Annotated in this window: 17 protein-coding genes; 10 read left to right on the top strand and 7 right to left on the bottom strand. The window is 68.8% G+C overall.

Annotated features, from left to right (window positions below; genetic code table 11):
- Window positions 1-5: 5 nt before the first annotated feature.
- From V6V89_RS21585 to V6V89_RS21560, 6 genes are all read right to left on the bottom strand, one after another.
- Window positions 6-1,172: a M23 family metallopeptidase gene (locus V6V89_RS21585; protein WP_442935193.1), complete on the bottom strand. Its 1,167-nt coding sequence runs from the start codon at window positions 1,170-1,172 to the stop codon at window positions 6-8.
- On the bottom strand, window positions 1,136-1,684 hold the full coding sequence (locus V6V89_RS21580) for a hypothetical protein (protein ID WP_334621003.1): 549 nt from the start codon (window positions 1,682-1,684) through the stop codon (window positions 1,136-1,138). The genes V6V89_RS21585 and V6V89_RS21580 overlap by 37 nt, the downstream gene beginning before the upstream one ends.
- A gap of 6 nt (window positions 1,685-1,690) precedes the next feature.
- Window positions 1,691-3,604, bottom strand: a complete 1,914-nt coding sequence (locus tag V6V89_RS21575) for an MFS transporter (RefSeq protein WP_334621002.1) — start codon at window positions 3,602-3,604, stop codon at window positions 1,691-1,693.
- Window positions 3,605-6,937: an ATP-binding protein gene (locus V6V89_RS21570; RefSeq protein ID WP_442935192.1), complete on the bottom strand. Its 3,333-nt coding sequence runs from the start codon at window positions 6,935-6,937 to the stop codon at window positions 3,605-3,607.
- A 124-nt stretch (window positions 6,938-7,061) separates the two neighbouring features.
- Window positions 7,062-7,424 carry a hypothetical protein gene (locus V6V89_RS21565; protein ID WP_334620999.1) on the bottom strand — a complete coding sequence of 121 codons (363 nt, stop codon included), beginning with the start codon at window positions 7,422-7,424 and terminating at the stop codon, window positions 7,062-7,064.
- Window positions 7,425-7,438: 14 nt separating this feature from the next.
- Complete coding sequence (locus tag V6V89_RS21560; protein ID WP_334620998.1) at window positions 7,439-7,753, bottom strand: hypothetical protein; 315 nt, start codon at window positions 7,751-7,753, stop codon at window positions 7,439-7,441.
- Between the two features lie 276 nt (window positions 7,754-8,029).
- Between V6V89_RS21560 and folP the strand changes: the two genes are divergently transcribed.
- The 7 genes from folP to V6V89_RS21525 all read left to right on the top strand — a co-directional run bounded on the left by folP (window position 8,030) and on the right by V6V89_RS21525 (window position 12,651).
- Complete coding sequence (folP, locus tag V6V89_RS21555; protein ID WP_334620997.1) at window positions 8,030-8,872, top strand: dihydropteroate synthase; 843 nt, start codon at window positions 8,030-8,032, stop codon at window positions 8,870-8,872.
- Entirely contained in the window at window positions 8,869-9,234 is a 366-nt protein-coding gene (folB, locus tag V6V89_RS21550; protein ID WP_334621052.1) for a dihydroneopterin aldolase, read from the top strand. Before folP ends, folB begins: the two co-directional genes overlap by 4 nt.
- Entirely contained in the window at window positions 9,231-9,755 is a 525-nt protein-coding gene (gene folK / locus V6V89_RS21545; protein WP_334620996.1) for a 2-amino-4-hydroxy-6-hydroxymethyldihydropteridine diphosphokinase, read from the top strand. The genes folB and folK overlap by 4 nt, the downstream gene beginning before the upstream one ends.
- Window positions 9,755-10,276, top strand: coding sequence for a DUF3180 domain-containing protein (locus V6V89_RS21540; RefSeq protein WP_334620995.1), 522 nt, complete (start codon window positions 9,755-9,757; stop codon window positions 10,274-10,276). Before folK ends, V6V89_RS21540 begins: the two co-directional genes overlap by 1 nt.
- 338 nt (window positions 10,277-10,614) lie before the next feature.
- A complete protein-coding gene (locus V6V89_RS21535) occupies window positions 10,615-11,787 on the top strand; it encodes an ABC transporter permease (protein ID WP_442935195.1) in 1,173 nt (390 codons plus the stop codon).
- Window positions 11,788-11,812: 25 nt separating this feature from the next.
- Complete coding sequence (locus tag V6V89_RS21530) at window positions 11,813-12,109, top strand: hypothetical protein (protein ID WP_334620993.1); 297 nt, start codon at window positions 11,813-11,815, stop codon at window positions 12,107-12,109.
- A gap of 47 nt (window positions 12,110-12,156) precedes the next feature.
- Window positions 12,157-12,651, top strand: coding sequence for a hypothetical protein (locus V6V89_RS21525; RefSeq protein ID WP_334620992.1), 495 nt, complete (start codon window positions 12,157-12,159; stop codon window positions 12,649-12,651).
- A 38-nt stretch (window positions 12,652-12,689) separates the two neighbouring features.
- Here V6V89_RS21525 and V6V89_RS21520 read toward each other — a convergent pair whose 3' ends face one another.
- Window positions 12,690-13,679 carry an ABC transporter ATP-binding protein gene (locus V6V89_RS21520; RefSeq protein ID WP_334620991.1) on the bottom strand — a complete coding sequence of 330 codons (990 nt, stop codon included), beginning with the start codon at window positions 13,677-13,679 and terminating at the stop codon, window positions 12,690-12,692.
- A gap of 2 nt (window positions 13,680-13,681) precedes the next feature.
- On the opposite strand from V6V89_RS21520, the gene V6V89_RS21515 reads away from it, so the two are divergent.
- From V6V89_RS21515 to V6V89_RS21505, 3 genes are all read left to right on the top strand, one after another.
- Window positions 13,682-14,368 (top strand): ABC transporter permease, encoded by a 687-nt coding sequence (locus tag V6V89_RS21515; RefSeq protein WP_334620990.1) that lies wholly within the window; start codon window positions 13,682-13,684, stop codon window positions 14,366-14,368.
- A complete protein-coding gene (locus V6V89_RS21510) occupies window positions 14,365-15,096 on the top strand; it encodes an ABC transporter permease (protein ID WP_334620989.1) in 732 nt (243 codons plus the stop codon). Before V6V89_RS21515 ends, V6V89_RS21510 begins: the two co-directional genes overlap by 4 nt.
- A 157-nt stretch (window positions 15,097-15,253) precedes the next feature.
- Window positions 15,254-16,258, top strand: a complete 1,005-nt coding sequence (locus V6V89_RS21505; RefSeq protein ID WP_334620988.1) for a glycine betaine ABC transporter substrate-binding protein — start codon at window positions 15,254-15,256, stop codon at window positions 16,256-16,258.
- Window positions 16,259-16,359 lie beyond the last annotated feature (101 nt).

The raw sequence follows: 16,359 nt of genomic DNA, 5'->3' as shown, positions 1-16,359 counted from the left end.
CCGGCTCACGGCTTCCCACCGAGTGGCGCGCCGTTTTCCCGCATGAACTTCGCCGGGTCGACTTCGTCGCCTTCTCGCGGGTCGTAAACCTCGAAATGCAGGTGAGGACCGGACGAGTGCCCACTCGTTCCCACGACTCCGATTTCTTCACCCGCGGCGACCATCTGACCAACCCGTACCTTTGGCCGCTGGATCATATGGCAGTACATGGTCACAAAGTCGCCCGCGTGGCGGATCTTCACGTACCAGCCACACCCCGGCGTGGATGGTGACCCATCACGGTTGCACAGCCGGCCGGACTGGTCGACGTCGCAGCGTGCGGTGATCACCTGTCCCGCGGCGGCCGCGCGGATCGGTGTGTACCGGCGGGCCCCCAGGTCGACACCATCGTGGTCGGGTCGTTCGGCAGTACGAAAGCCGGAGACGACGAGCGCCCGGACCGGGATAGTCCATCCGGAGGCGGCGATCTCGCCGGCTCCGGCACACCGTGCGGTGGTGCTGTTGCCAGCGGCGCGACCGGCGCCGCCCGTGAGTGCGTTCACGATCTGGGTCGCGAGCGGCTCATGCTTTGCGTACGCGTCCGGAAACGCGCTGACCTGTACCTTCTGCGCGGCGTCGGTCAGGGCCATCCGCTCCCAGCCCTTGATGGTGAGTAGCTTCTGGTAGAACTTGCGCGCGGCATACTCGGGGTCCTGGATTTGGCGGGCCGTTCCCCATCCTTGGCTAGGCCGCTGCTGGAAGAGGCCCACCGAGTCGTGGTCGTTGCGCGCGCCTAGGTGCGGCAGGTTGGAGAGCGTGGACTCCTGCATCGCAGTAGCGACCGCGATCACCCAACCGCGAAACGGTACACGCATCTCGGCGCCAACCTTGATGATGGCCGCGGCGTTACGGATCTGCTCCCCCCCGTACGGACCGATCCTATTGAGCTTGCCATCCGTATTGATCAGACCGTTTTCGCCGCACCCGAAGGCGTTGTTGAGAAGGCTGTCATCCTCGCCGGCGAGTTCGGTAAGGAAGTAGGAACTCACGCCCCCACCGCAGCAAAGTAGGGCGAGAGCGCTGACCAGGGCGACCACGAGAGCGACGCGGCGCCGAGGGCGTCGCGTCCGGTCGCTGCCAGCCAGGATCGCATCGCTCACGCCCGCTCCCAATCCACGCCGTCGACGAGCCATCGTCCGTCCGTCGTGGTGAGCCGCAATCGTAGCCGGCCCGAATCAACCGGAATGGCCACGTCGACCACGTTCTCCGCGTACGGGATCAGAATCGGTTCGCCAGTGATTCGGTCAGCCGGTACGACGACCGGATCGACGCCTGCCAGCTTCGCCGCCAGATTCTCCGTGCAATGTGGAAGCAATCCGGCGTACCAGTTGTCGGCGGAAACGTCGCGGTGATCTACCCACGCCTCCGCGAATGCCTTCGCCACCTTAGTCGGGGCGGCCGTGCCGGGACTCACGTATGGCGACGGCACCGCCTCGGGTGAGGCGAGACCATCGTTGGGCGCGGTCGGGCTGACCGTCACGATCGGCTGTTCGGGTGCACCAGTTAGCCCTGGCCCGGTGTCGACCGAGTTCGAGAACACTTTCGCCGCGCCGACGATGATCAAAACCACCACGGCCAGCAGCAGGGCCAGTCCAACGCGTGACCGCAGAAATCCCCGAACGATCAGCTGGACGGCCCGACGCACCTTCGTTCACCTCGCCTCGGCGCGGACCCGCGGCGTCGGGGCTGGCGCCATCGCTGGTTCCCCGTCTGGGCGGTAGATGGCGTAGGAGGGTGCGCCCTCCGGGACATCCGGCTCGGACCACTCAACCGGGCGCCGCGTGCGTGCGGGCGCCGGCCGGCGGGCCGGCGACTCGGCGCCGCCGGGCACCTCGTCGGCTCGCTCGTGCCCGTCTGGGCGGCTCGGTGTGGCGTGCGAAGGATCCTCATGACGGGCCTCTGGACGCAGGCTGGTCTGCTCGACCATGACCTGCCGGCGCTTGCCGCCCTGCGGCTCACTCGTACCGCCGGGCTCCGAAACGTTGAGCTTGGCCGCCTCTCGCATGTCGCGGAAGAACCGCCGGTGCCAGGAGCCGGCCGACGTCACAGCGGCGGTGCCGTCCTTGCCGCCCAGCTGGGTGATTCGGCGGTACGGGCGGAGCAGCAGCCAGCCGACCACACCACAGAGCCAGACGAGCACCACCTGAAGCCAGCCGGGCAGGGTGGGAGTGCTCATGATGAGGTCCACCGCGAACAGATAGACAGCCGCGCCGGTGCCAAAGATGGCGATGTTGAATACGGCCGCGACGACCGCGTTGGCCAGCCGGCGCAGGCCAGCGCTGGCCGGCCGCATGAGTCCGACGGTGCCGAGGATCGGCGCGGCGATGACAGCCCATCGGAAGATCAGGAACCCAAGCAGCACGAGAAGCGAAGCTGTGAGGTCAAACATCGCAAACAGTATCGCAGCGAGCATGGCAATAAACCCCGCCCCTACTCGCTCCATGTCCTTTGTTCCTTGAAGGTATTCGTATGCCTCTGGGTCCTCAGTCTTGATCTGCTCCGCAACATTCATCCATTGGCTTTTCTTGGCAGTTAGGGTCGCTTCGCGATCCTTTGGGTTGGCCCGAAGGCGTTCAGCTTCCTGCCAGGAGAGCGACTTTGCATCGTAGAGTGCCTGACCGTACTTCTTAGCGGACTCGCTGTCAGCCGAGCCTAGGGCGCCGCGAAGCCAGTTCCGGTAAAGCATAGTCTCGGTAGAGGTGTCGCTGGCGCGGACCGCAGGCGGTCTTTTGTCCTTGCAAGCATCGGGATTTGGCATAGCGCATCTGTCTGGGGGTATGTCCTTTGACCCTGGGCCAACCGCATCGTGAACAACTCCCAGCATGCCGACAAGAGTGGAGTCCGCAATATTCGCGGACTTTACTGGCCACGCCGCGAGTGCCGTAACTGCGACCATGACCAGAAGTGCCCACCCTGCGGTCGTCATGGCATTACTCATGTCGGATTGGCGTGATCGCCAGAGTAGATAGAGACCAACGATGCATAAGGTGACAATTCCAAAGACGCTGAACACCTTTGTGTAGATCGCGCGGGTAGCCTGGTCTACGAGCGGGTCTGCCCAGCCCCACATTGACTGCGGATTCCAAGCCCTTTCACGCAGTGCGTTGGAGGCGCCGATGATCGCCGTAGCGATCATGAACTCGCCGTTGGCCACCGTTGTAGTGAATCGATATTCTGGATTGGTTAGCGACGAGCCACACCCGGTGTCGTACGTGGTATATGAGTAACCGGCGTATCCATAATCGCTGTACAACCCGCGTGGTCCGGGGCGTTTGGAGGCCTCCGGACGGCTTGCGAACCAACCGGCGAGCCCGGAGTCGGGGGCACCAGGGGTGGGTGCGTCCAAGCATTGGGCGCGGTCTGCTGTGACACCTTGGAGTTTGTTTACGCAGGCTCGGAAGTCTGCTTGCCACTCCTTGGTGGAGCACAGATCACCCGGAGCCTGGGCGGGCACCGGTGCAGCTGTTGCTGGCCGTACTGGCCAGCTGATTGATGCGGCCGCCGCCACAAAGACCGCAAGAAAGAGCGAGACCGCGCGCGGAGCGAAGCGCAACCGAGGGCGCATTCACACCTCCACGTCGTCGCTGCTGGTGGGAAGGTTGGACTGCGTGGCGGTTACCGCCGCCGGCGTCGTGTCGAGGTGCTCCAGCAGTCCTTCGACGTATGACACGTCCACCCGCACTTTTTGCACTCGACCGTCCACATCTCGCATGACGAACTCCCGGAACCCCAGCCGTGCGGCCGATGAAGTGTCCACGTTAGACAAAGAGGCCAGTGTCGCCTCGTATCCGTCGTTGACCGGTACGCGGAGCAGGCGTAGCGCCTCGGACGCGATCTCGACGTCTTCGGCGATGCGGCCGACGAAGACGGTGGAGACCAGGTTCTGGACGTCGAGGCCGAGGATGTCGCGGGGGTTCTGCGACGCCACGAGCGCGGCCAGGTTCCACTTGCGGGAGTCGCGGGCGAGCCGCACCAGGAAGGAGCGGCCGGAGCGCCAGCCTTCCATGAAGTGTGCCTCGTCCAGGCCGACGAGTTTGCGGGATGACATCGAGCCGCCGTAGCAGCGCCGGACGGCCAGGCGGTGTGCGGTGTGCAGCATCGGCAGCGCGAGCGCTTCCTCGGCTGACCAGTACTCGCGCTCGATTTTCAGGTCGGGTAGGCGCAGGCCGGCCATCGTGATGACGGTGAGCGCGGCGTCGGCGCCGAGTAGCCCCTCTGGGGGGCGCCCGAAGAAGAGCAGCGCGAGCGGCATCTCGGCGGTGTCGAGGAGCAGGTTGGCGAGTTCTTTGCCCTCGTCGTTGTCGAGCTGCTGCAGGCACGCCACGACGTCGTCCAGTGTGGACGTCTCCTCGGCGGGCACTTGGCGGACGGCGTGACGCAGCAGGGTTGCCGTTGACGCCTCGCGGGCGACCTGCGGCGGCACCAGCATCGAGCAGATGTCCTGTACGAGCATCCGCCGTTCGGCGCGGGCGTTGGAGACGGCGATTTCGAACTCGCGGTCGCCAGGCGCCCCGGCGGTGAACTCGGACCGCACGGGCGTCGGGATCAGGGAGTACGGCGCCAGGGTGCCGTGCTCGGAGCCGGTGAGGTTGAGCACCCGGGAGTATGGCCGCAGCTCGGGCATGGAGCAGAGCCGCGCCAGCGGGCCGGACGGGTCGAGCAGGGTGACCTGCACGCCTCGACGGGCGGCGAGATAGCCCAACGCACCCAGCAGTGTGGACTTGCCACCGCCTGGCTCAGCGACGAATACCGCCAGGCCCGAGCGTTCCCGCACCTCCATGGGGAAGTGCATGTCGAGGAAGACGGGGCGTCGGCAGGTGCCGGCGGTGCGGCCGATGAGGTCGCCGCGCCGGTCACCCACTGTGGACGCGGCTTGCGGCAGTGCCGCGGCGAGCAGCTTGACGGGCATGCGCCGGATGTAGCCGGTGTTGGCGATGGGCTCGCCGGGAATGAACTCGCGTGCCAGCCAGTCCTGGTTCTTGGGGTGCTGCAGGGAGATCCGCAGCTCGCGAGAGTACAGCTGGATGAGCCTGCGGGCGCGTTCCAGGCATTCTTCGCGGGTGCGGCCGCCGACGGCGATGCGGTGCCAGCCGTGTGCCCGCGCTGATTCCACGGGCAGGCCGGTGGTCATTTCGTCGCCGATGACGAGCGCGCGCTTGGCGAGCCGTTCCAACTCGGGCGGGGCGTCGATGCCGTGCTCGGCGTAGTCGAGCTGCTGCGAGCGGATCATGCGCAGCCGGTGCTCGAGGTTCTTGAACGAGTCGCCGGGGCCCAGCAGGTCGATCCGAGACGAAAGCTCCATCGGCCACGGCAGCCGCTCGTGGAAGTGCATCCACGGCTCGTGCCGCTCGGGAATCTCCAGCGGCTCCATGCGCCCGACGGCCAGCACGGCGACGTGCCGCTCCTCGCCAGTCATCCGGTTGACCAGCTTCACCGTCGAACCGTACGGCGTCCGGTACCGCTCGATCTGCTCGGTCAGCGCGAGCAGGTCGCCGCGCTCCCAGCGCCCGTCGGTCACCGGCGACAAGGCCGTCGGCGGTGCCATGCAGAGCGCCACCGACCGGTACAGCAGCCACTCCAGCTCGTGCGGGGTGACCTGGCGGCCGCGCATGCCGAACGCCCCGAGCACCTCGTCGAACTGCTCCACGGTCCGGCCGAGCTTGCGCCGCTCCCCTTCGGGCACGCCCCGCCCAAAGGCGCGCAGCAGCCGCTCCGCCAGGGAGTCGCCGAGCTTGCGCCGCGCGAACGTCACCCCCAGGTACGTCTGGCCCTCCGCGTGGTTGACCGACAGCAGGTGGCGCTGCGCCGCGACCAGGTGATCCGACCACGAGGTGCCGCCCGCCCCGGCGCCGAGCGGGTTCGGGGTGTGCATGTCGACAGTGCGTGCCCACTCGTCCGCCGGGAACGGGCGGGTGGTCCGGCGCAGGTGTAGGCGGAATCCCGCCAGACCCGCGTACTGCTCGGAGATAGCGGACAGCAGCGCCTCGCGCTCGGCGTCCGGCCGGAAGGCCCACCGCACCTCGGGCAGCCAGTACCAGGCCGTGACCGTGTTTGGCGTGAAGGTCAGGTGGCCGGCGATCTCGGTGATCGCGAGGTCGACCGACGGGTCTCGGTCGGAGAACTTGATCTTCGGAGCCTTGGCCGGCGCCGGGCGCCGCTCCGATTTGCGCTCTGCCTTCTTCTGCGGCTGCCGCGCGGGCGCCTTCTCCTCCGGGCGCGGCCGCCGCTCCGGGCGGCGCTCGACGGGGCGCGCAGGCTCCGCAACCGGACGTGGCGCGAGCGACTCGGTGGTGCGTGGCGCGAGCGACTCAGTGGTACGTGGCGTGAGCGACTCGGTAGTGCGCCGCGCCAGCGACTCGGCGGTGCGTGGCGCCAGTGACTCGGTTGTACGCGGTGCGAGCGACTCGGTGGTCCGGGTCGCGAGCGCTTCCGACGGGCGCGGCGGCACCGGCGGCTCCGCTTCGCGGACCGCAGGCAGGTTGGCCTGCGCCAGCTCCGAATCCGGTGCCGCATGGCGTCCGCTTTGCGCTTTCTGCGCGGGCGGCGGCAGCGCGGTCGCCGGTCCATCAGCATCGTGTACCGCCGGCGTCAGTTCCCCCGTTGCCTGGCGACTCGGCGTCCGGGTCGGGGTGTCGGTGCTGGCGGCATCGACGGGCGGGGCGACGGGTGCCGGCGGAGCGGGTGACGGACGGCTTGCCGGCCCGGCGAAGAGGTCCAGGAACGGCGAGTCGATGTCGGCGTGCTCCACCTCGTTGCGCGAGCGGTTACCCGGCGGTGGTGGTGGCGTGGGGCGCCCGCGCGCCGGCTTGGGGGCCTGGAATACGGCGACCGCGCCGTGATCGGGGCTGGTCACGAGGTCACCGTCGTCGTCGAAGGCATCGTCGTCATGATCCGACAATGGGTAATCATTTGGTTGCGCTCCGTTACCTCTCGTGCCGGCTGGCATGCCGACCGGACGAGAGGAGCCCGGCGTGGAGGGTGGGGTCATGCCGATGCTCCCCGCAGAAGGGTGTGATAGCCGCTCATACCAGCTCCTCCCGGACCTTGATCCGAGTGGCGACGAGGCGCGGGTCGCGCTGCTCGACGGCGGGCTCGCGGGTGCGGCGCCAGTCGGTCAGGGCGGTACGGATGACCATGCGTGCGGGGCGGTCGGGATCGACGTACCGGAAAATGAAGGACGTGGTCACGATGGCGAGCGCTATCTCCCAGGCTGGAAAGAGCTCCACCTGGAACGTGAACAGGTAGTGGATGAACACGTACAGCGGCACGAGCAGCATAAAGACGCCGTACTGTGCATACGGCAGGTGAACGGGCAGCGTGTAACCCGGCGGGCCAAGGTAGACCAGGCGTGCCCGGTAGATGTCGTCGTCGGTGCGCAGCCGCATATCGAGCTCGCGACCTACTCGAAGATCAGGTCGATGAGGTAGTCGCCGACGAAGAACAGTGTCGCCGCGCCGGCGATGAAGGCGAGGCCCACGATGGCGATCGCCGAGCTGGTCAGCACCTTCGAGATCTCGCCCTTGCTGGCTCGCCCTATGAAGATCACTCCGAGCACGGCGAGCAGAATCGGCGCGACCTTGCTGGCGAAGAAGCCGACGACACCTTCCGTGTCGATGCCCTTGGGCTCCGGCTCCGCCGCTGGTATGAGAGCGAGCACGTCAGCGGCGTGCGTGGCCATGGACCACGCCGCTGTGACGAGCTCTGTGGCGTTCATTGCTGGTAAACCTCCCCGGTCCGCGTCCGTCGGCAGTGGGAGTCAGATCACTGTCTGCTTATCGCCCACCACTCATGGTGAACGTTTCTGGGCTGTTTGTCCTGGTTTTGGCCCATCTCCTCATGCCACGACGATGGAATGACCAGTAGTTGCAAAGCGTACGGGGCACCCCCCTTTCTGCCAAGCTGCGAAGACCGTGGCCCAAGTTGACGGCGCGGCCCATGGTAGCCGGCATCGAACATATGTGCGAACAGGGTGCGACGGTACCGTCAGTTCGTGACTGATCTGTTGAGGCCCGCTCACCCGGTCGTGATGGGAGTTCTCAACGTAACGCCGGACTCGTTCTCCGACGGCGGACGCTATGTGTGTCTTAACGACGCCGTCCAACATGGCTTGGAAATGCGACGTCAGGGCGCTCACGTCATCGACATCGGTGGTGAGTCCACCCGCCCCGGCGCCGAGCGTGTCGACGCCGAGACCGAGGCCGGCCGGGTGTTGCCGGTGATCCGCGAGCTGGCCGCCGCCGGGGTGCCGATGAGCATCGACACCACTCGAGCGAGCGTGGCCGCGGCTGCTCTGGAGGCCGGCGCGGCCATCGTCAACGACGTCTCGGGAGGGCTCGCCGACCCGGCCATGGGCAAGGTGGTGGCCGACGCGGGCTGCCCCTGGGTGCTCATGCACTGGCGTGGGCACTCCCGGCGCATGCGGGAGTTGGCCTCGTACGCCGACGTGGTGACCGAGGTCAAGGCGGAACTGCTGCAGCGGATCGACGAGGCGGTGGCCGCCGGGGTGGCCGCCGACCGCCTGGTCATCGATCCCGGGCTGGGCTTCGCCAAGACGCCCGAGCACAACTGGCAGCTCACCCGACGGCTCGACGAACTGCTCGGGCTCGGCTATCCGGTTCTCTTCGGCGCCAGCCGCAAGTCGTACCTGGGCGCGCTGCTCGCCGGGGCCGGCGGCGCACCACGCTCGGCCGACGAGCGGGAGGCCGCGACGGTCGCGACCAGCGTGCTGGCGGTGGCGGCAGGCGTGTGGGGCGTGCGGGTGCACGACGTGCGCGCCACGGTGGACGCCCTAGCGGTGTGGCAGGCGTCCGGCGCCCCGCGGCTGGTGCGCTGATGGACCGGATCAGTCTGAAAGGGCTGCGCGCCCGCGGCCGGCACGGCGTGTACGACTTCGAGCGCGCCCAGGGGCAGGACTTCCTCGTCGACGTGGAGCTCGAACTGGATCTGACCCGGGCGGCACGCTCGGACGACGTGGTGGACACCGTGCACTACGGCGAGCTGGCCGAGCGGCTGGTCGCGGTGGTGGCCGGCGAGCCGGTCAACTTGATCGAGACGCTGGCGGAGCGGCTGGCCGCGGTGTGCATGGACGACACCCGGGTCGAGGTGGCGACCGTGACCGTGCACAAGCCGCAGGCGCCGATGCCGCACGAGTTCGCCGACGTGGCTGTCACGGTGCGTAGGGGACGCCAGCCTTGACTAGGGCGGTGCTGTCGCTCGGCAGCAATTTGGGCGACCGGTTCGAACACCTGTGGACGGCGGTCCGCGGGCTCGACGACGTGCTCCTAGTGGTGTCCGGTGTGTACGAGACGCCACCGTGGGGCGATGACGACCAGCCGGCGTACCTGAACGCGGCGGTGCTGGTGCAGGACGGTGCCGCCGGCCCGCGCGACTGGCTCGACCGGGCCCGTCTCCTGGAGGCGCGCGCTGGCCGGGTCCGCGACCCGGCCCGCCGGTTCGGACCGCGCACGCTCGACGTCGACGTGATCGCCGTGTGGGACGACACCGGCGAGCCGGTGCGTAGCGACGACCCCGAGCTCACTTTGCCGCACCCCCGCGCTCACCTGCGGGCGTTCGTACTGCGGCCCTGGATCGACATCCAGCCGTATGCCCAACTGCCCGGCCACGGCTGGCTGACCGATCTCCTTCAGGCCGAACCGGTGGCTTCCGACGCCCTCACTGTGAGCCCGCGCCCGGATCTGCGGTTAGAGTCGAGGTAATGGAACCGCAGTCTCCACCGCAGGACGGCGGGTCGGCGCCCGAACGTCCAACGCTGGGCCCCACCCGACCCGCCACGCTTCTCGTGGCCGGCCTGGCCGCCGCGGCGGTGTCCTGGCTGTTGATCAGCCGCTTCTACGGAAACATCCCGGCGCTGCCGCTGCTCCCGACGATCACGCTCGCGGCCCTCGCTGTGCTGGAGGGATACGTCGCGATCAACACCCGGGCCCGCATCGATCGAAAGCCCGGCCGCGAGCCGGTCGACCCGCTCGCGGTCGCCAGGTACGCGGTGCTCGCGAAGGCATCCTCGCTGGCCGGGGCCATCTTCGCCGGCATGTACGCGGGCATCCTCGGCTGGTTGCTGATCGAGCGCACCCGGGCGAGCTCGAACGACATCCCGGCTGCGACGGCCGGGCTGGTGGCCTCGCTGGCACTGGTCGCCGCCGCGCTCTGGCTGGAGCGGTCATGCCGGGTTCCGGAGCAGCCAGATAGTGAGAAAGAATCGGATAAGCCAGACAAGTAGGGTGCGAGTCCGGGCGTTGACTGGACACGGGGGGTGACGTCCACCGGGTCTGCCGAGTACGGTGCGGCTGCTGGGCTCTTTCCGTGGGGACGGATTTCAATCCGTCTAGCGTCCCTATCCGTACAGCTATGCGGCGCGGAACGGGTCCCGAAAGAGCACAGGAGGCGCGCGAAATGGCGTACGACGAGCCGTCCTTCCGGCGGCGGGACACGGACCCCATGGTGTCCGGTGGACTCCGCGAAGACACCCGGTTCGGCTCCGACGCCGGCTTCGGCTCGGCCAGCGGCTACCAGACGGGCAGCTTTCCGGCGGCCAACGAGTTCCGGGAACCCGATCCGATGCAGACCACCCAGCGACGCGCGGTATCACCGGCCGCCCTCGGTGACGTCTTCGACGACCCGACGCACGGCGAGCCCGGGCGCGATCGGATCGCGGTACACGTGGCCTGGGAGGTCGTGCTCCTGCTCGCGGTGGGCGGCCTGGCCTTCCTGCTGTACCGCGAGGACGCCGGCGCCCTGCGCGGCGCCGCGCTGGACGCGCTGCTCGTCTCGGCGGCCGCCCTCGGTCTGCTCGCCGTTGGCGCGAGCCTCGCGCTGCGCGCCGGTGTGCCCAACCTCGCGCTCGGCCCGGTCGCCGTCGCCGCCGGCCTGCACTTCGCGGAGCAGGGTGATCGCGGCGTCGTGACCGCCGCCGTAGAGGCCGCCGTGGCGGCCGCCATCCTCGGCGCCCTGCTGGCGGTCATCGTGGTCGGGTTCCACGTTCCCGGCTGGGCGGGCACGCTGGCCGGCGCGCTGGTGGCGATCGTCTTCATCCAGCAGCGGCTGGCCCCGGTGAACCTCCAGGGTGAGTGGGATCCCACCGAGTACGCGCTGTATCTCTTTGGCGGCGTGGCGGCGCTCTCCGTGCTCGGCGGGCTGATCGGCACGATCAAGCCGGTGCGCCGGGCGGTTGGGCGTTTCCGGCCGGTGAGCGATCCGGCCTTTCGTCGTGGCGCGGCGGCAGGCGTCCTGGCCGCCGGCACCCTGATTCTCTCGACCGCCTTCGCCGCCGTGGCGGGCATCCTGATCGCGGCGAGCGCCGACGCCCCGGTCGTGCCGGCGACCGGCCTGGAGTGGACCGGCCTCGCGATCGGGGCCGCGCTGCTGGGCGGCACCAGCGGCTTTGGCCGGCGCGGCGGCATCCTCGGCACGCTGCTGGCCGTCGTGCTGATCACGGTCTTCCTCGTGTACGAGGACAAAATGGACTGGGACATCTCGAAGTTCGCGGTCGCGGCCGGGGTGGTCGTGGCCGGGTTGGTCGTCACGAGGCTGGTGGAGACGTACGGCCACCCGCGCTCGGCCCGCGACGGGTACTTCGACGAGGACGAGTGGACGCCGGAGCCCACGGCGGCCCCCTCGGCCGGGTGGTCGGGGGCGGACCGGCAGGACAACTGGTCGACGCCGCTGTCAGCGCAGCCGGCGGCCGGGCGGGCCGACCAGTGGGACAACGACCGGTGGGGCACCGGCCGCTGATCAGCCGGGTCGGTAAGCTCGACGCATGGCCGAAGTCACGTTCGCCGAGCTGGACGCGCTGTCGACTGAGGAACTGCGGGAGCGTGCTTTCGCGCTGGCGCGCCATCGCCGCGACGTCCGCTTCTTCTGGTCGGTGCTGCGGCACATGCCGCACGCCGACGACGTCGAGGAGCTGGACGGCTCGCCCAACTCGGTGGGACCGACGATCGACGAGGCGGTCGCGCTCTGGCGCGAGTTCATGGGCCACGGCTACGACGACGAGACCGAGCCGCTCCTGCGGGCCGCGTTCATCGACTACCTGCTGACCCACGCCGTCGCTTGAGTGATCGACAGGTTTGAGCGCGGCGCCGAAATGGGAAATACGGCGCCATGGTGCTCACAGCCACTCGTTACAAGACCGCAACCGGCGCGGGTACGCTCGCCGCGCTGGTGCTGGTGCTGGTCTTCGGCAGTCCCTGGTATCGGGACTGGGCCGAGGGCAACACTGATCCGAATACGGCGGGCGGCTGGTTCCTGCGCCTGCTCACCTGGCCCGCGTGGAGTGTCGACTCGGACCAGCCGGCGCGAGACCTTCTCTCCACCAACCTGCGGGCCATCCTGGTCGTCGTCTTCACCGCCCTGTTCCTCATGGCACTACCCGGTTCGCAACTCGCCCGGGCGCGCGGCACGCTCAGCCAGTTCTTCGCCGGCTGGGCGGCCTACATCTTCGCGGGCGGCGCCGCATCACTTATCGCGGCGCTGATCCACTCCAACCCGTCGCTGCTGGGCGCCTTCCAGGCGGCCGGCTCCGGCGCGACATATGGGCTGTTCGTCGGCTGGATCGTCGGCGCCGCCACCCTTGGCGGCAGACGCGGAACGGCTTGACGCCGCCAACCTCAGGATTACCCCCGGAAGAAAATCGACTACCCGGCCGATTCGGCCGGGTAGTCGATGCTCAGCACCCGGTGCCGGGTGAGCTGGCCGACCGGCCGCCCGTTGTCGGTCACCTTGGCGTGGTCCGAGTTGGTGGTGAGCATCGTCGCGAGCGCGTCGTACAGCGACGAGCCCAGATCCACCGTCGGGTATCCGTCGAGGCCGTCCCCTTCGGACACTGGGCTCAGCATCTCGCGGCTGATCGGCGTGACCGCCAGCCGGCGGATGCCCCGGTCTTCGCCGACGAACTCGCGCACGAACGCGGAGGCAGGCTTGCCGAGCAGGTCGGCAGGCGTGGCGTACTGCTCCAGCTTGCCGCCCTGGGAGAGCACCGCGATCCGGTCGCCGAGCCGCACGGCTTCGTCGAGATCGTGCGTGACCAGCACGATCGTCTTGCGCACGTCTGCCTGCAACCGTAGGAACTCCTCCTGCAACCGACCGCGCACGATCGGGTCGACGGCCGAGAACGGCTCGTCCATCAGCAGCACGACCGGGTCGGCAGCGAGCGCGCGGGCCACGCCGACCCGTTGCCGCTGGCCGCCCGAGAGCTCCTGCGGGTACCGGTCGCCGAACTGCCCCGGGTCGAGCCCGACCAGCTCCAGCAGCTCGTCGGTGCGGGTCCGGACGCGCGCCTTGGGCCACCCGAGCAGCCGCGGCACCGTGCCGACGTTCGCGCGGATGGTCTGATGTGGAAAGAGGCCGACGTTCTGGATGACGTACCCGATCCGGCGGCGCAACTCGACCGGGTCGGCCGCGATGGCGTCTTCGCCGTCGATGAGGATGCGGCCACCGGTCGGCTCGATCAGCCTGTTGATCATCCGGAGCACGGTCGACTTTCCGCATCCGGACGGTCCGATGAGGACCACCAGCTCGCCGGCCTGGACCTGGAGGCTCAGCCCGCCGACGGCGACGGTGCCGTCCGGGTACTCCTTGCGGATGCCGTCGAGTTCGATCGAGGCAGCTGTCGGGGTAACGTCCACGTATGTCCTTCCAGAGCTACCGCGACGACCCCGGGAACCCGTGGTTTTCGTGGCAGTACGTGCGGGACAATTCGGACACCATCGCGGAGGCGCTCCGCGAGCACGCCACGCTGACGGCCGAGGCCGTCGTGATCGCCGCGCTCGTGGCAGTGCCGCTCGCCGTCCTCGCGTACTGGATCCGCCCGCTCACCGGCCCGATTCTCGCACTCTCCGGAATCCTCTACACCATCCCCTCGCTGGCCCTGCTCGCCTTCATCGCGCCGTACGTCGGCACGACCCGCGCCACGTCGGTGCTGATCGCCTTGGTCCTGTACGCCCTGTTGCTGATCGTGCGCAATACGCTCGCCGGGCTCAACCAGGTGCCCGCGGAGGTGCGCGACGCGGCGCAGGGCATGGGTTACGGCCGGTTCGGGCGGCTGCTGCGCATCGACCTCCCGCTCGCCCTGCCGGGCATCATGACCGGGCTCCGGCTCGCCACCGTGTCGACCGTGGCGCTGGTGACGGTCGGTGCCCTGATCGGGAAGGGCGGGCTGGGCGACCTGATCCTGGGTGGCTTTCGTAACAACTTCTACCGCGCCGAGATCGTCACCGGCACCGTACTGTGCGTCGCGCTCGCTCTGGTGCTCGACCTGGTGCTGGCCACCGCCGGCCGGTTGCTGACCCCGTGGGCCCGCCGGAGGGCGTCATGATCGCGGAAGATCCGATCCAGCAGGCGGTAACCTGGCTCAACGACCCGTTGAACTGGACCAACCCGGGCGGTGTCCTGGACCGGCTCGGCGAGCATCTGTGGATCTCGGCTGCTGCGGTGGCACTGGGCTGCCTTGTGGCCTGGCCGCTCGGGCTGTGGCTTGGGCACCTCGGGCGGGGCGGCGGCGTGGTCGTCATGATCTCCAACGTCACGCTCGCGATCCCGACGATCGCCCTGCTGACCATCCTGCCGCTGACCTTCCTCGGCTTCGGGCAGCGGCCGGTGATCGTCGCCCTCGCCGTCTTCGCGGTGCCGCCGCTGCTGGCCAACGCGTACACCGGGGTGCGAGAGGTCGATCCGGAGGCCCGCGACGCGGCGCGCGGCATGGGCCTGTCCGGCCTTCAGGTGCTGCGCCGCGTGGAACTGCCGCTCGCCGTGCCGTACCTGGCGGCCGGGTTCCGCACGGCGGCGGTACAGGTGGTGGCCACGGCCGCGCTGGCGTCCTTCGTCAACGGCGGCGGGCTGGGCCAGATCATCAGCGCCGGGTTCGGGCTGGGCATCGCGACCGGTGGCGGGCAGATCCTCGCCGGCGGTCTGCTCGTGGCGCTGCTCGCGCTGCTGGTCGAGGTGGCGCTCGCGGGAGTCGAGCGGGTGGTCACACCCCGGCCGCTGCGGCGGTCGCACGGACGGGCGGCTCGCCGCGCCGCCAGCGCCACCGGCGGGGCATGACGATCCGGTTGCGAGTTCCTGGGAAGTTTGTCGGTGCCCCCTGCCAGGATGTTGGCTGAGTTACGGGCGGCAGCAGACTTCACGGGTCTGGACCCAGTCGCCTGTCGGACACGCGGCCGGCCGCTATGGCCGCGCCGGGACACGGAAGGCGGGCAGCATGCGCGCACGCAAGCGGCTGGTCATTGGCGCCCTCGGCGCCCTGGCCGGCGCAATGATCCTCACAGGCTGCGGGGAGGAGGGGTCCTCGGGCACCGAGGCGCCCGCAGCCGATGCCTCCGGTGCCGGGTGCGCTCCGGCGGCTGGCAGCAAGCTCGTCGTGCTCGAAGACGACAAGAAACTTCAAAACACTGACAATGTGGTGCCGGCGATAAGCGCGAAGGCGTCCACGCCGGAGATACTCGCGGCGCTCAACAAGGTGTCGGGCGCGCTCGACACCACCAAGCTCATCGCGCTGAACAAGGCAGTCGACCTCGACCGCAAGACGCCCAAGGTGGCGGCGGAGGAGTTCGTCCAGGCCAATTCCCTGACGTACGGCCTCCCAAAGGGTCAGGGCGGCAAGGTGATCATCGGCGCTGCCAACTTCAGCGAAAACCAGACGCTGGCAGAGCTCTACCGGATCGTGCTCACCGCGGCCGGTTACCAGGCCACCGTCCAGCAGATCGGCAACCGTGAGCTGTACGAGCCGGCGCTGGAAAAGGGCGAGATTCAGGTGGTGCCCGAGTACGCCGCCACGCTGGCCGACTTCCTCAACGCCAAGGTCAACGGCGCGAGTGCTGCGGCTATCTCGTCGCCCGACCTCGACAAGACGATGTCTGGTCTCAAAGAGGTCGGGCAGAAGGTCGGCATCACGTTCGGCCGCCCCTCCGCGGCGCAAGACCAGAACGCTTTCGCGGTGACGCAGGAGTTCGCTGACAAGTACGGCGTGAAGACGCTGTCGGATCTGGCCGAAAAGTGCTCGGGTTCGGCGACGGTCATGGGTGGGCCGCCGGAGTGCCCGCAGCGGCCGAAGTGCCAGAAGGGTCTCGAGGACACGTACGCGTTCAAGGCGGGGTCGTTCAGCTCTCTCGACGCTGGCGGCCCGCAGACGAAGAACGCGTTGACCACCGGCGCGATCAGCGTCGGCCTGGTGTTCTCGTCCGACGGGGCGCTCGCGGCCGGCTGACCGGGGGCACCGTAACCGTTAGAACGGCGCGGGACGCGCAAGTCCCGCGCCGTTCGGCCTTCCGGGGGACCCGCGGCGGCCAAATCGCTGGACTTTTGCAG

Origin of the sequence: Micromonospora sp. CPCC 206061 (assembly GCF_036906915.1) — a bacterium.
Classification (GTDB): domain Bacteria; phylum Actinomycetota; class Actinomycetes; order Mycobacteriales; family Micromonosporaceae; genus Phytohabitans.
Note: the sequence above shows the minus strand (reverse complement) of the source record. Positions and strands in the feature narration are given on the sequence as shown.

Excerpts from the sequence above, each read along its gene's own strand:
- V6V89_RS21585 (WP_442935193.1), bottom strand. The coding sequence starts at position 1,172 with ATGGCTCGTCGACGGCGTGGATTGGGAGCGGGCGTGAGCGATGCGATC.
- V6V89_RS21575 (WP_334621002.1), bottom strand. The coding sequence starts at position 3,604 with ATGCGCCCTCGGTTGCGCTTCGCTCCGCGCGCGGTCTCGCTCTTTCTT.
- V6V89_RS21565 (WP_334620999.1), bottom strand. The coding sequence starts at position 7,424 with ATGCGGCTGCGCACCGACGACGACATCTACCGGGCACGCCTGGTCTAC.
- V6V89_RS21560 (WP_334620998.1), bottom strand. The coding sequence starts at position 7,753 with ATGAACGCCACAGAGCTCGTCACAGCGGCGTGGTCCATGGCCACGCAC.
- V6V89_RS21540 (WP_334620995.1), top strand. The coding sequence starts at position 9,755 with ATGGAACCGCAGTCTCCACCGCAGGACGGCGGGTCGGCGCCCGAACGT.
- V6V89_RS21535 (WP_442935195.1), top strand. The coding sequence starts at position 10,615 with ATGCAGACCACCCAGCGACGCGCGGTATCACCGGCCGCCCTCGGTGAC.
- V6V89_RS21530 (WP_334620993.1), top strand. The coding sequence starts at position 11,813 with ATGGCCGAAGTCACGTTCGCCGAGCTGGACGCGCTGTCGACTGAGGAA.
- V6V89_RS21525 (WP_334620992.1), top strand. The coding sequence starts at position 12,157 with ATGGTGCTCACAGCCACTCGTTACAAGACCGCAACCGGCGCGGGTACG.
- V6V89_RS21515 (WP_334620990.1), top strand. The coding sequence starts at position 13,682 with ATGTCCTTCCAGAGCTACCGCGACGACCCCGGGAACCCGTGGTTTTCG.
- V6V89_RS21510 (WP_334620989.1), top strand. The coding sequence starts at position 14,365 with ATGATCGCGGAAGATCCGATCCAGCAGGCGGTAACCTGGCTCAACGAC.
- V6V89_RS21505 (WP_334620988.1), top strand. The coding sequence starts at position 15,254 with ATGCGCGCACGCAAGCGGCTGGTCATTGGCGCCCTCGGCGCCCTGGCC.